The following is a 13,453-nucleotide window of genomic DNA, read 5'->3' as shown; positions in this document are numbered from 1 at the left end:
ATAGTAATCGAGAATACTCCCAGCGATAAGCTTAATGAAGAAAGAGAGGAGGAATTGCCATGAGACAATGGCGGATAGGTACCTTTTCCATGGGTTTGCTCTTATTCTGCACCGGTATCGGCCTCCTTTATGCCCAATTCCAATATTTAAAATATCCTGTAAGCTCGGCATAAATTTATCGTAGATAAAGACATGACGTTTTTTTCCCTGGAATAAAATAACCGGGGGACTTCATGATTACAAAAAAATCGAGTAGCACAGATGGAGGTTAAGCTTGTGAAGTTGGAGTTAGAGGGAACGGATTCTAAATGGAAAACAAAAATCAAGAATATCTCGACCCGAAAGAAATGGATTATAGGCATAACGCTGGTATTGCTGATTGCCCTGGGGACATTCATGGCCAGCAGGGGAGAAAAGCCCTTGCCGGTAGAGATGACCACCGTACAATTAGAGGATATCGAAAGGACGGTGGTCAGCAACGGCCGTTTGGAGGCTGTTAAGCGACAGGACTTCTTTACCCCGGTCGACAGCACCTTGATGGAGCTCAAGGTTAAAGCCGGGGACCGGGTTAAAGAGGGTGATGTTTTAGGGCGTTTGGACAGCCTGGAACTGGCCCGCAAGTATAAGAACTCCCTGGCTCTCCTGGCCGCCAAAGAGGCCGAACTGGCTAAAGCGGAGGCGGTAAACGATGAGCTAAAGCTGAAAGAGGCTGAAGCCCAATACCAGAAAGCAAAAAATCACCTGGAACGCATAGAACAATTATATAAAGCGGGTGCCGTAAATATTGAAGAGCAGGAGTCGGCCCGGGCGGAAGAAGCTAAAGCCCATGCCCTGTATAATGAAGCCAGAATCAAACTGGAACAGAAGGCTGCCAGCCGGGAGAAGGCCTCTTTAAAAGCGCAGGCGGAACTGGCGCAGCAGGAAGTGGAGCAAGCTAAAGAGCGGCTGGATCTGGCTACCTTTGTGGCTGCTTTTGATGGGGTGGTTACCAGCGTTAACGCCAAGGAGGGCAACCGGGTACTGGAAGGCACTCCGGTAATGGAACTGGGCAGCGAAGACCTGCTCGAAGTTACGGCAACAGTAAATGAAATCGATGCCGGCAGCCTGGAAATAGGACAGGAGGTCAGGATAAGCTGCCTGGCTTTACCCGGGCGGGAATTTCACGGCAAGGTATCCCGGGTGGGAGCAGCGGCCATTATCCAGAAAAGCAACAGCGGAGAAACGGTTAGTGTACCCGTTACCATACAGTTGCAGGGTAAAACTGAGGAACTCAAGATCGGCTATACTGTTGATCTTAGCATTAGCTTGCGCCAAGAAAAACAGGTTCTGGCTATACCAGTTGAAGCCATCATGGAGCGTGATGGCAAGAAAAGCGTTTACCTGGTTGAAAACGGAGTGGCCCGGGAGCGCAAGATTAAAAGCAGAATGGGTAATGAGCTGAGGGATATTGTAACATCAGGACTCAAAGCAGGTAACAAGGTAATAATCAACCCCCCTTCCAGTATAAAGCCGGGGCAGAAGGTTATGGCCCAACCAACAGGTGCTGCCAATGATTAAGATAAATAATCTCTGCAAGACCTATTCTACCGGAGCCTTTACGGTGCCGGCATTAAAAGGAATCACCCTGGAGATTGCCTCGGGCGAGTTTGTGGCTATTACCGGAGCGTCTGGTTCAGGAAAATCCACCATGATGAACCTGCTGGGCTTGTTGGACCGTCCCAGCAAGGGGAGTTACCTACTGGATGGTATAGATGTGTCCCATCTAGATGATAACGACTATGCCCGCTTAAGAAATCGCAAAATCGGTTTTGTTTTTCAAGCTTTTAATCTCCTGCCGCGTTTGACTGCCTTGAAAAATGTAGAGTTATCCATGCTTTATGCAGGCACAAAGCACGAAGAGCGCCGGAAGAGAGCGCTGGAAGTCTTGACCCTACTGGGCCTGGAAGACCGGCTGCATCATTTTCCCAATGAATTGTCCGGGGGGCAGAACCAGCGGGTGGCCATCGCCCGGGCTCTGATCAACAACCCGGCCATAATCCTGGCTGACGAGCCTACCGGAGCCCTGGATAGCCAGACCGGCCTGGAGATAATGAGCATATTTCAAGAATTAAACCGCCAGGGAACCACCATAGTTCTGGTTACTCACGAATTAAACATTGCCCGGCACTCCCGGCGCATACTTCGTATGGCTGACGGCTTGATAATAAACGATGAGGAAATAGCCCGGCCCCTTGATGCCCATAACGAAATCCAGGCACTCCGGGAAAAGGGGGGCAGGGCATGAATATCGGGGAACTGATTCTGGTCGCCATTGAGAGTATAAAAAGCAATAAACTAAGATCCTTTCTTACCACCCTGGGAATTGTTATCGGCATTGCCGCGGTAATTGCCGTGGTGGGCATCGGGCAGGGCGGCCGGGCCATGTTGATGCAGGAAATGGAGAAATTCGGCACCAATATGTTCGGCATCTGGGTAAATTACCGGGATGGTGAAAGCTTCCGCCTGGACGACCTGCAGATTAATGATATAACAGTTATCAAGGAAAATGTCCCCCAGGTGAAATACCTGGCTCCGGCAAGCTATGGCCAGATGCAGTTAAGGGGCAGCAAGGGCCATAAATCCGTACAGGTGATAGGCACCACTGCCGACTATGCCCAGGTTAGAAACCTGGAAACCGTCTGGGGCAGGTTCATCCGTGATGATGATGCGGCAGTAGGCAGAAGGGTTATTGTGCTTGATGAAAGAACCGCCTTAAAGCTTTTTGGGCCTGGCAACCCGGTGGGTAAAAAGGTAATGCTCATGAGCAATTCGGCAGTAGTAGTGGGGGTAATAAAAAGCGACAGTTCCATGCTGGGCTTTAATTCCCAGCAAATAGCCTATCTGCCCTGGTCATTTTTAAGCCGGCTTAACGGCTGGGAAGTAATCCATGAATTGCAGGGCAGCGCCAGCAGCAAAGAAGAGGTCGAAGCAGCCATGAACCTGAGCAAGAAGATCCTGGAAAGAAGGCATCATGCCCCCAATCATTACTATGCCTACAGTCTGGAACAGGAGATGGAGTCGGCTAACAAAGTAACGGGGATTATGACCCTTATTATCGGCTGTATAGCAGGCATATCCTTGCTGGTGGGGGGAATCGGGGTAATGAACATAATGCTGGTATCAGTAACCGAGCGCACCCGCGAAATAGGCATTAGAATGGCCCTGGGCGCCCGCCGCAAGGACATCCTGGTGCAATTTATCATTGAATCAATTGTCCTCTGCCTCCTGGGGGGGTTCATTGGCATAATTCTGGGATATGGCGGGGCTTTGCTGGTAGCCCGGCTGGCCAAGTGGCCGCCGCTGGTTTCCGGATGGACGGTATTGCTGGCCGTGGGGTTTTCCGTAGCGGTCGGCCTGTTCTTCGGCATTTACCCGGCCAATAAAGCCTCCAAAATGGACCCCATCGAAGCCCTGAGGAGAGATTAATTCGAAAAGCTCAATCTATCATAAAAACCATAAACAGTGGTTTGTTATCTGCCAGATATTAAGCTCAGCTCCACCCTCTCCACGGTTTTGCTGAGCTCTTTATTTTTTTGTCGAAGAAGCGTCTCCTGGCTAACTGTGCCCGCCTCTATGCTTTTTTTGCGCTTTGGCTCAGGAGCCGCGTAGGGATATCCTCCCACATTCTGCCCAAGCTACAGCTTATCCTGTTTAAGCCAACTGCATTTCCGCACTTTTTCTCTTGACTACTAAAGAGAATGGAGTTATACTTTTGGTGAACGTACGTACACTCACTAAAGGAGGGGTGGAAGTGCCACTACCTGAATTCAAGCAAGACAAAGAAAAACGCCAAATATTCCTGGAATGCGCAATGCATCTGTTTGTCGAGAAGGGTTATTATAATACGGCCATTCGCGACATTATTGCCAGATCGGGTTTCGGAACAGGCACATTTTATAACTACTTCATTGACAAGGAAGATGTCTTAAAGGCGCTTTTAGAAGAGTTTGCCGAACGAATTATTAAACAATTCTCTGAATACTGGACAAAAGAACAAGACCTTTATAAAAGATTTGTTGAGACCAAGCGAATTACCATGGAATTATTTGCCGAAAACGAAGCCCTGTCGGAAATATATAGCAGAGTTGCAGGAGCAAGTGACCCTATTGATCAATGTATAAAGCAATTTGAAGATAAATTAATTGAATTCTATTCAAATAATATCGAGTTTGGTATACAGAAAGGTGTTTTTAATAAAGTTTGGATTTCCCCCCTGGCTCATTCTATCCTGGCTACGGAGAAATTCCTTTTGTATAAGTGGGTCGTTCTAAAGACCATATCAAAACAAGAGATGATTGAAATGGTCGTATCTTTCCATGAAACACTGGCTAAAGGATTATTAAAAAAGCCAGAAGAATTCTGAACAAGACGGTAAAAGGGTTGTTTGTTTTCTTGAGTGAACGTACGTACATTCAGAGCCATAGCTGGGATGTAGGCTGGCATATGGGTTAGTTGGTTTATGTTACATCTGCAGCTGCGGTATCAAACTATTTCGGGGAGGATGATTATGGAAACAAAAGATGCCATTATCGGTAGAAGAAGTGTGCGAAGGTATACAGACCAATCCTTAAACGACTCGGATGTTCAGGACATAATTACAGCCGGCTTATATGCTCCCTCGGCCATAGATCTTCAACCATGGTACTTTGTCGTGATTAAGAGTACGGAAAAACTTGAAGAATTCCGTACTTTCATGAGCGATGTATATGATGAATTTGAACCTGTGCTAAATGAACGTTTTGCCAATCACCCTGCGACTATCGCCGAAACAAAGGTATTTCTAAAAAGCCTGGGGGGCGCACAGTGTTGCATTCTCGCCTTTATGTTAAAACAAGATTATCCTGACAAGAAAAGTGTCATTGAGGGCGTAAGCGCCGCAGTCCAGAATATGCTCTTAGCGGCCTATGACATGGGCATCGGTTCCTGCTGGATGACTGCGCCCATGCGCGCGGGAATGGATGAAGAATTACGCCGCAAATATGCAGCTGAACATGGTGAGTTTATTGCAGCTGTAACTTTCGGCTATCCTGCCCACACACCAAAAGCTCCCCAAAGAAAGGAAGGCAGGTATGTAATAATCTGAATTATGGTTCTACTGCAAAAACCCCTTTTTGTTGCATAAGGGTTGCATAAATATACAAAGCGAGCGTTGGCGAAGCATGGATGCAACACCCGGCGAAGGCGAACAGGCGAAAGGGGGCGAGCGACAGGAGGCCGCGAGAGCGCTTCACCCTTCGGGTACGCCTGGTGTTCCACCCTGGAGGGTGTCACTATTAAGGTTGCCTCCCATGGACGGGAGATTAGCACGGTACCCCTTGAGCCGCGAGATAAGCCGTAGGTGTTGCCCATGCGTAGCGCCCTGTCGGGCACAACTGATGCTCCCTTCGGTCGCTATTAAGGACGCTGGAGCGGAATATTTACGCAAGCGAACGCATAATTATTACTTTTTGCAGCGGAATCAATATCTGCAAGAAATGAAGATACTTTATATCTACGGATTGCTGTCAACGTCAAGTGTTCTATATTGACATAATTCTGCCCTTGTTATATTGCTTGTACCTTGAGGCTGATCTTATTCGGAAAGGGACTAGAAGGGGGTGAAAATTAAATTTTATATAATCCGGACGTTTTGATAATAGGCAAAATTATTGAGTCGCTTGGACTGAAAGGAATGAAAGGAAGGTTGCTATGAGCAAAACAGATAACCACAAAGTAATAATTCCGGTATTACAGAAGCTTGAAGTCGATGATAATTGGAGCGTAGAAATTCCGTTTGATTTACGGGATAAGTTTTCACCCAACCAGACCAAGTGGGTAGATGTCTATTTTAGTTTCGCCAATGAAGATGACCTATTTGACGCACTCATAGATGCTTTAATCCACGAGGGCACGTTGATCGTTCCCAACCCTGAATAATACAATATATTGAATACCAGGGAACTGCTCCGATGGATGCCGCTGCAAGCGGTAATATACTATGTCCCTTATCCTGCCAGCTTAATTAAGGCTCAGTCTATCATAAAAACCATAAACAGGGGTTTGTTATCTGAGATATTAAGCTCAGCTCCACCCTATCCAGGGTTTTGCTGAGCTCTTTATTTTTTGTCGAAGAAGCGTCCCCTGACTTACTGTACCCGCCTCTACATCTTTTTTTGCGCTTTGGCCCAGGAGTCGCGCAGGGAGACAATGCGGTTTATAAACAATCGCCCCTCCTTGGAATCAACGGGATCAATATAGAAATAACCCTGGCGCAGGAACTGGAAGCGGCTTCCCGGAGCCGCCTCCCTGATACTGGGCTCCAGCATACAGGAGGATAATCGCAGCAGCGAATCAGGGTTCAATTGCTCCTTATAATCCCCTTCTATTTCGTCCGGATTTTCGTGCAAAAAGAGCTGCTCGTAAAGCCGGACTTCAGCCGCTACGGCATGAGCAGCAGACACCCAGTGGGAAGTCCCTTTGACCTTGCGACCGCTGTTGGGGCCGCCGCTGCGGGAATCCGGGTCATAACTGCAGTGCAGCTCGATTATTTCCCCAGTTCTTTCGTCCTTTATCACTTCTTCACACTTAATAATGTAGGCGCTTTTCAGCCGGATCTCCCCGCCTGGCCGCAGGCGGAAGAATTTCTTCGGCGGGTCTTCCATAAAGTCTTCCTGCTCGATATATATTTCCCGGGAAAAGGGTATTTGCCGGCTGCCCATGGCCGGATTCTCCTGGTTATTCTCTGTTTCCAGCCATTCCACCTGTCCCGCGGGATAGTTGTCTATTATCACCCGCAAAGGCCGGAGCACGGCCATTATCCGGGGTGCCCGGATATTTAAATCCTCCCGGATGCAATGTTCCAGAAGAGCAATATCCACCATGCTGTTCCTTTTGGCCACACCGATGCGCTCGCAGAAGTCGCGTATGGATTCCGCCGTGTAGCCCCGCCGCCGCAGCCCGGAAATAGTCGGCATGCGCGGGTCGTCCCAACCCTCAACATAACCCTCTTCCACCAGTTCCCGGAGCTTGCGCTTGCTCATAACCGTGTAGCTCAAGTTAAGACGGGCAAATTCAATCTGCTGCGGACGTCCCTCGACTTTCCGCGGGTATGCTTCCAAGGGCAGCGCATCCAAGACCCAGTCATATAGAGGCCGGTGGTCGGCAAATTCCAGCGTACAGACCGAATGGGTTATATTTTCAAAAGCATCGGAGAGGGGATGGGCATAATCATACATGGGATAGATGCACCAATTGTCCCCGCTGCGATGATGGGTGGCGCGCAAAATTCGGTAGAGTACCGGGTCGCGCATATTCAAGTTGGGCGAAGCCATGTCTATACGGGCGCGAAGCACGCGGGAACCATCAGCGAATTCCCCCGACCGCATACGGGCAAAAAGCTCCAGGTTTTCTTCCACCGAACGATTGCGGTAAGGGCTTTCTTTGCCCGCTTCCGTCAGCGTACCCCGGTAGTCTCTGATTTCCTGGGCACTCAAATCACAGACATAAGCCTTGCCGGCTTTTATCAGGCCGATTGCATACTGGTAAAGGTCTTCAAAGTAATCGGAAGCATAGAAAAGGCGGTCCTCCCAATCAAACCCCAGCCAGCGGACATCTTCTTGAATTGATTCCACATATTCCAGCTCTTCCTTGCTGGGGTTGGTATCATCAAAGCGCAGGTTGGTAATGCCCCCATTGGCCGCCGCCAGGCCGAAATTCAGGCAAATGGACTTGGCATGTCCGATATGGAGGTAGCCGTTGGGCTCGGGAGGAAAGCGCGTATGTACCCGGCCCCCGTTCTTGCCTGCCTTCAAGTCTTCGCTGATGATATTTTGGATGAAATTAACCGGCAGGGCAGAAATATTTTCCGCCGCCGGAGTCTTCTCCTTATTTTCCTTGATATTGCTTTTATCTTCCATCTGCAGCATCCTCCCTCAAAAAGGCCTCCCTGCTCTACCCTATCCGGAACAGCTTGCCTGTGTATATTTCTCATTAACTTTAAGCATCGGAAGAAACTGCAGGGCAGTTTCAACCAGAGCGCTCTTTACAATTATATCCCCTGCTCACCCGCCAATCAACTTTTCAACCATTCCTCCAGCCTGGTCGGACCCTTTTTGCTATCCCAGCCTACCAAGGACTGCTCGATTTGCCCCTCTTCGTTAAGCAAAAAGCTGGTAGGCAGGAACTGAATCCGGTAGATTCTGCCCGCTTCACCCCCTGGGTCCATTAACACGCTAACTGCCTCCAGCGGGTTCTCCTCCAGAAAAGCCTGCATATCCTCGGCTGCATCAGAACTAACCAAGACCACCTGGAAGTTGTCTTTTTGACTCCACTCCTTGATTAATGGCTGCAACTGCAGCACTTCGTCCACACAGCCGGGTCATCCCAAAGAGAAGAATGTAAGCAGGATCTTTTGCCCCCGGAAATCAAGCGGGAAATCCGTCTCTTCCCCGCTCCCCAATTGAGACAGGGTAAAAGCCGGAGCCTCCTCCTGGCTCTTCCCCTCTTTATCCTTTGGCAGTTCCTCCTGCTGCTCACCGGTCGGCCCCGGGCTTGAGTTCCCGCACCCGCCAAGAGATAGCAGCGAGAAACAAAATATGAAGATAAGCGTCAAGAGGGTAAAAACTTTTCTTCTCATGTTAATAAGCTTCCTTTCATAAACGAACAGACACCAAAAATAAAGCATTTTCTTTTTAATCTGTATTTCTGGGGGATTAATAGCGGTACCAGTTTACCATCGGCTTATCTTTTTCGCCTTCTGATAAAAATAAGTGTTGAGGAATAGGATAAGCGTCCGGTCAGCTTATCTCTCCGGCCACTCCATTCTTGCCAGCAACGCTTCATCCCTGCGACCAAAACTTATAGCCCGGCCCGGGCAGTTGTCTCTGCAGCGCAGGCAACGGATGCATTCCGGGCTGTTCGGGTCTTCCCGCACATTTATCTCTACCGGGCAGACCTGGCTGCAGCAACCGCAATCAATACAGTCTTCGGGGTTAATTTCCAGGCGCCACCAGCTAACCCGGTTAAACAAAGCATAATAAGCCCCCAACGGGCAAAGGCTGCGGCAAAAGGGGCGAAAATATATAATAGACAGAAACAAAATCAAAAATAAAACCGCCGCTTTCCAGGCAAAAAGACTCCCCAGGAGAGCCCGCAATTCCGGCCGCCCCAAACCCAGAGGAAGCCCAGCCTCCAATGTTCCAGCCGGACAGATAAACTTGCAGAAATAAGGACTCCCCAGCCCGGCTTGATTGACCCACAGAACCGGAAGCACTACGGTTAAAAGTAAGACCAGATATTTTAATTTTTTTACTAGCTCTGGCAAATGAAACTTGCGCTGGGAAAACCGGGCCAGTAGCTCCTGAACCAGGCCGAAAGGACAAAGCCAGCCACAGGCCAAACGCCCGCTGGCCGCGCCGACCACAGTTAATAAACCCGCTACATAAAAGGAGAACTGCTGCTTGTACCCCCCCAGGAGGGATTGCATGGAACCCACCGGGCAGGAACCCAGAGCACCGGGACAGGAATAGCAATTTAAGACCGGCACGCAGACTCTCTTACCCACTCCCTGATATATACTCAAGCTGGCAAATCCCTTGAAATAAGCATTGGAGATAATAGCGGAGAACCATTGCACCAGACGGCGGGTATCCATCAGCAAGCATCGCTCCTTCCCATCCTCCAGAAACCCCGCTCATACCCGCTTGCATTCTTACGCTAGGTTTGTAGCATTCACCAATATGTTGATAAGAAAAGTGACGGGTTAGGAAGTAAGGGGTTAAGGTTTTTTTACTACATCATACTATTCCAAATACCTAAAAACTCACTTTTCATCAGTTGTACCCCTCGGTCATGGGGGGTTGATAGTCAGTGCTTGTGTCCTCTGGGTATGGAGGGTTTAACAACTAATTGCCTGGCAGCGGGCTAATATTATAGGCCTATGCATTCCAGGCAGATGCGGGCCCCTTTAAGGAAAACCTGTCCCGCCTCACCACGCCAGAGCCCGTAAATCAGGGCCACAAGACCGGCGAAGATTAGTGATTGGGTCACTTTTCTATGTCTCAAGCTCATTCCCCCATACTGAGAATTCCCTATCCTCAATATTTCTTATCCTATGCTCTATGCTCTTCAACTGGCAGTACTTCTCATGAATATTTTTTTCCTCGAGCCCACGGCATTGCCCCCACGGGCATTTCATTTAAGCCGTCTTCACCGCGGTTCCGCTGGCGGCCACCATCAACATCCCATCGCGAATAACCTCGTAATCAATGTCAATTCCAACCACGGCATTGGCCCCCAGACGGCGCGCCTGTTCCTGCATCTCCCCTATGGCAATGCGGCGCGCATCACCCAGCTTACTCTCATAGGCCCCGGATCGTCCTCCCACAATATCTGTAATACTGGCAAAAATGTCCCTGACTACATTGGCGCCCATGATTGCTTCTCCGGTTACCAGGCCCAGGTATTCAAGTATCCTTTGCCCCTCGATGTTCGGGGTTGTGGTCATAATCATCGCTCACTACCTCCTTCTTGATTTACTCAATATTATCATAAATACCTTCGACAAAAGGACCACATATTATACTGAAGGCAAATATCTTGCTTTCGTGACTTTTTTGTATTGAACCGAAAGTAAACTGACCAGCCGAGCATGATGCTAGCAATAAAGTAAGACTTGCCTCAGATGGAGTTTTAACTCCATCTGAAGCTTAGCCGCACTTATCCAGGGGCTTAGTCGCTCTTACTCCTGCCTATAGAGGCGGGAGTCTTAGAGCGAGTTAGTCATCGGATGAATAAATTACTTTGACACGGCTCCCCCCATAAGTTATGCTCGTATTAGCTAATTTAGCTAAACTAGCTAACAAAGGAGATGACGCTGTGAAAGTCAACTCAACGGAACTACAAAACAACTTCGGAAAATATCTGATGCTGGCGGCCCGGGAAGACATCATCATTACCCGGAACGGTACGGAGATAGCAAAATTATCGGCCTTAAGCGATGTACCGGCAGAGTACGACCCGGAAACCGCTGCCACCATAAGGGAGAGGGCGGAAGAATACCGTTATGGCGGGAGAAAGGCTTCCTACGAGGAGTTTTTGGAACTGAGCCAGAATTCCGAAGAAAGATACGAATACATTGACGGTGAAATCTACCTGCTGGCCTCACCCAAAACCGCGCATCAAAAGGCTTTGACCGAAATCCTTGTTCTTTTTTACAACTGGTTTCAGGGGAAAAAGTGCACCCCTATGATCGCCCCTTATGACATTACTCTCAGACGAAACCCGGAAAATATCAATGTTGTCCAGCCCGATATCATGGTAATCTGCGATTTGGAGGAAAACCTGAATGAAAACGATTATTACATGGGGGTCCCTTCCCTGGTCGTGGAAATATTGTCGGCCGGAACCCGCAGCAAGGATTTGATAAAAAAGCTCGACCTTTATATGTCCTGCGGGGTGAGGGAGTACTGGATCGTAAACCCGTTAAACAAAGAAGTAAGCGTTTATCTTTTTGAAGACCAAAATATCATCGACAACATCACCTACCGGAAATCCGAAACCGCGCAATCATTTATCTTCCCGGGATTATCAGCCGAGCTCGACCAAATCCTGAAATAAATAACCTTAAACGCCGGCTCGCAGCTTAAGCAGTTGGGTAATTTGCATCTTTTATCGACTGTACTAATTCTTACAATTCCCGTTGTCGTTTATCCGCTTCCGCCTGCAAGCGGCGCAACATGGTAGCCACAGTAAGATCGCGCCTAGGCCCACGCTCCCGCTTCACTAATACCAAAGAGGTTGGAATTCAACCCCTCGTTCCTGCCTACCAGGCTATGCAAAAAAACCGTCTTCCAGGTATATTCATAGAGGGGATACCCAGCTGGATGGGGATTCCTGACATCAGCCTGTTGGGCGTTGCTGCGTCCGCCCTCCAGGTCTTGCGTATCAATGCTGCCCACATCGGCATTCAAAATAAACATTAGATTGGAGCTGCCCGTGCGGCCCAGCAGTTCGTTCACCACCCGATCCGAACGCATATCCAGGTGACAGGCATGAATCATCGGCACCGCAGCCTGTTCCAACCACAGGTTGCGCACCACCAGGGCCAGAACCCGCAAGACGCCCCGGGTCCCTTGGAAGTTCTCGGCACTGGTCAGTTTGTGGGTAAGGAAATCAACCAGTGTAGGATGAAATGGATAATTGGCCCGTATGCGTTTATTCATATTATCACTGCTGGCTTCCTCGGGCAGACTGTGCTGGTTGCGTTTATAGAGCTGCAGGTATTCGTCAGCCGTAATGTGCGCTGCCTCGCGGTCAACCGATATAAAGAGCCGTTTGGCAAAGACCGAGGATATTTCAGCCGCCTGAACCGGAGTCACCTGTACGGCATCGCGGGCCACCACACTGCTTATCCCTTTAACCGCCTGCTCCCCTAAACCTAATGCGGCATCCTCGCTGACCTCTTCGCCCTTGACCTGACTAATCAATAGCGCCAGCTGGGCGGTTTGCCGGGCAAAGGCGTCCGCCGCACTGGCTAATGTGAGTATGACAGCGATGCCTGGATTATTTCGGGCATAACCGATTAAGGACATTAGAAAGGCGGCTAATTGTTGTGCTCCTTCCGGATGGGCTGCTTCCAAGCGGGCGGCATATTGAGCTAACTCATCCAACATAATAAGTACCCGTCTACCGCTAAAAACCCTTTCTAAATAAGGTAGCCCCGGGGCAGCGTGGGAGGCAGCTTCCGCCTCAACTTCTTTGTACAGGGTCTCCCCACCGATCTGGTAGGCGATCTCCCCCCACAGGGTATAGGGTATGAGACGATCCCCCTGTGGTTTATGTACGGGTATTTCATCTCCGGCTATGCCCACTACATTTACTGACCCTGGGCTTGGAAGTAGCGATTCATCTATAATCCCGGCCACATCTGCAGCCAAATTAGTGCCCTGATAGGCTATATGGGTACAGGCAATCAGGGTGTGGGTTTTACCTCCGCCAAAAGCGGTTTCCAGCCGATGTATGGCCGGGACGGTCATATCACCACTGAGACGAGCAAAGACTTCGCTTAATGCCTGCTTTAACCCCTGGGTAGGATAAGTGGCATCTTTGAAAAAAAGGCTGGCATTGGTATAGACGTTGTCAACCCCGCTACCACCCTGTGCATAATACTTAATAATCGGGCTCAGTGATACGGTAAAAACTTCCGGATTAAAGGTTCCTGCCAGAATCTCCGGTCGTGGCTGGCAGGTTTCCAGTATGGACAACATATTATCCCCCCAGTATTAATTTTTTCCTGTTCACAACACCGCCTGGTATCCGCAAATATTTATCAATTAATCAAACTGATCCGGATAAGGAATCATGAATCTTATCAAGATTCTGGACTACACTAAGACAAACAATACTTTCTCCTGGTAAAAAGGCTTATTTTATTTAA

At 49.0% G+C, this 13,453-nt stretch carries 14 protein-coding genes; 7 read left to right on the top strand and 7 right to left on the bottom strand.

The features are described from left to right. Positions 1-276: 276 nt before the first annotated feature. The 6 genes from PHP87_RS00720 to PHP87_RS00695 all read left to right on the top strand — a co-directional run bounded on the left by PHP87_RS00720 (position 277) and on the right by PHP87_RS00695 (position 5,955). The gene (locus PHP87_RS00720) at positions 277-1,557 is read left to right on the top strand and encodes an efflux RND transporter periplasmic adaptor subunit (RefSeq protein ID WP_299917268.1); all 1,281 of its coding nucleotides are present in this window, start codon (positions 277-279) and stop codon (positions 1,555-1,557) included. Then, entirely contained in the window at positions 1,550-2,284 is a 735-nt protein-coding gene (locus PHP87_RS00715) for an ABC transporter ATP-binding protein (protein ID WP_299917266.1), read from the top strand. Before PHP87_RS00720 ends, PHP87_RS00715 begins: the two co-directional genes overlap by 8 nt. Then, positions 2,281-3,465 (top strand): ABC transporter permease, encoded by a 1,185-nt coding sequence (locus PHP87_RS00710; RefSeq protein ID WP_061213021.1) that lies wholly within the window; start codon positions 2,281-2,283, stop codon positions 3,463-3,465. Before PHP87_RS00715 ends, PHP87_RS00710 begins: the two co-directional genes overlap by 4 nt. A gap of 289 nt (positions 3,466-3,754) precedes the next feature. Beyond that, positions 3,755-4,402 carry a TetR/AcrR family transcriptional regulator gene (locus PHP87_RS00705; protein WP_235811063.1) on the top strand — a complete coding sequence of 216 codons (648 nt, stop codon included), beginning with the start codon at positions 3,755-3,757 and terminating at the stop codon, positions 4,400-4,402. Between the two features lie 144 nt (positions 4,403-4,546). Next, complete coding sequence (locus tag PHP87_RS00700) at positions 4,547-5,122, top strand: nitroreductase family protein (RefSeq protein ID WP_276620117.1); 576 nt, start codon at positions 4,547-4,549, stop codon at positions 5,120-5,122. A 605-nt stretch (positions 5,123-5,727) separates the two neighbouring features. Further along, positions 5,728-5,955: a hypothetical protein gene (locus PHP87_RS00695; protein ID WP_061213018.1), complete on the top strand. Its 228-nt coding sequence runs from the start codon at positions 5,728-5,730 to the stop codon at positions 5,953-5,955. Positions 5,956-6,179: 224 nt separating this feature from the next. Here PHP87_RS00695 and PHP87_RS00690 read toward each other — a convergent pair whose 3' ends face one another. The 6 genes from PHP87_RS00690 to PHP87_RS00665 all read right to left on the bottom strand — a co-directional run bounded on the left by PHP87_RS00690 (position 6,180) and on the right by PHP87_RS00665 (position 10,528). Then, positions 6,180-7,934 (bottom strand): glutamine--tRNA ligase/YqeY domain fusion protein, encoded by a 1,755-nt coding sequence (locus PHP87_RS00690; RefSeq protein ID WP_299917253.1) that lies wholly within the window; start codon positions 7,932-7,934, stop codon positions 6,180-6,182. Between the two features lie 155 nt (positions 7,935-8,089). After that, entirely contained in the window at positions 8,090-8,386 is a 297-nt protein-coding gene (locus tag PHP87_RS00685) for a peroxiredoxin (protein ID WP_299917251.1), read from the bottom strand. Positions 8,387-8,395: 9 nt separating this feature from the next. Then, positions 8,396-8,653 (bottom strand): hypothetical protein, encoded by a 258-nt coding sequence (locus PHP87_RS00680; RefSeq protein ID WP_276620125.1) that lies wholly within the window; start codon positions 8,651-8,653, stop codon positions 8,396-8,398. 165 nt (positions 8,654-8,818) lie between these two features. Beyond that, positions 8,819-9,670, bottom strand: a complete 852-nt coding sequence (locus PHP87_RS00675; RefSeq protein WP_299917247.1) for a 4Fe-4S binding protein — start codon at positions 9,668-9,670, stop codon at positions 8,819-8,821. Between the two features lie 275 nt (positions 9,671-9,945). Then, the gene (locus PHP87_RS00670) at positions 9,946-10,080 is read right to left on the bottom strand and encodes a CD1871A family CXXC motif-containing protein (RefSeq protein ID WP_299917245.1); all 135 of its coding nucleotides are present in this window, start codon (positions 10,078-10,080) and stop codon (positions 9,946-9,948) included. Between the two features lie 133 nt (positions 10,081-10,213). Next, positions 10,214-10,528, bottom strand: coding sequence for a YbjQ family protein (locus PHP87_RS00665; protein ID WP_276620129.1), 315 nt, complete (start codon positions 10,526-10,528; stop codon positions 10,214-10,216). 365 nt (positions 10,529-10,893) lie between these two features. Here PHP87_RS00665 and PHP87_RS00660 point away from each other — a divergent pair, with 365 nt between their 5' ends. Then, positions 10,894-11,634: a type II toxin-antitoxin system prevent-host-death family antitoxin gene (locus PHP87_RS00660; protein WP_299917242.1), complete on the top strand. Its 741-nt coding sequence runs from the start codon at positions 10,894-10,896 to the stop codon at positions 11,632-11,634. 143 nt (positions 11,635-11,777) lie between these two features. On the opposite strand, the gene PHP87_RS00655 is transcribed toward PHP87_RS00660, so the two are convergent. Next, positions 11,778-13,280 (bottom strand): DUF499 domain-containing protein, encoded by a 1,503-nt coding sequence (locus PHP87_RS00655; protein ID WP_299917240.1) that lies wholly within the window; start codon positions 13,278-13,280, stop codon positions 11,778-11,780. Between the last annotated feature and the right edge of the window lie 173 nt (positions 13,281-13,453).

Origin of the sequence: Syntrophomonas sp. (genome assembly GCF_028707975.1) — a bacterium.
Taxonomy (GTDB): domain Bacteria; phylum Bacillota; class Syntrophomonadia; order Syntrophomonadales; family Syntrophomonadaceae; genus Syntrophomonas.
The sequence above is the reverse complement of the archived record's forward strand: the minus strand, read 5'-3'. Positions and strand labels throughout refer to the sequence as shown.

Bases quoted from the DNA above. Each gene is read 5' to 3' on its own strand.
- PHP87_RS00695 (WP_061213018.1), top strand. From the start codon at position 5,728: ATGAGCAAAACAGATAACCACAAAGTAATAATTCCGGTATTACAGAAG.
- PHP87_RS00700 (WP_276620117.1), top strand. From the start codon at position 4,547: ATGGAAACAAAAGATGCCATTATCGGTAGAAGAAGTGTGCGAAGGTAT.
- PHP87_RS00715 (WP_299917266.1), top strand. From the start codon at position 1,550: ATGATTAAGATAAATAATCTCTGCAAGACCTATTCTACCGGAGCCTTT.
- PHP87_RS00675 (WP_299917247.1), bottom strand. From the start codon at position 9,670: ATGGATACCCGCCGTCTGGTGCAATGGTTCTCCGCTATTATCTCCAAT.
- PHP87_RS00710 (WP_061213021.1), top strand. From the start codon at position 2,281: ATGAATATCGGGGAACTGATTCTGGTCGCCATTGAGAGTATAAAAAGC.
- PHP87_RS00680 (WP_276620125.1), bottom strand. From the start codon at position 8,653: ATGAGAAGAAAAGTTTTTACCCTCTTGACGCTTATCTTCATATTTTGT.
- PHP87_RS00665 (WP_276620129.1), bottom strand. From the start codon at position 10,528: ATGATTATGACCACAACCCCGAACATCGAGGGGCAAAGGATACTTGAA.
- PHP87_RS00690 (WP_299917253.1), bottom strand. From the start codon at position 7,934: ATGGAAGATAAAAGCAATATCAAGGAAAATAAGGAGAAGACTCCGGCG.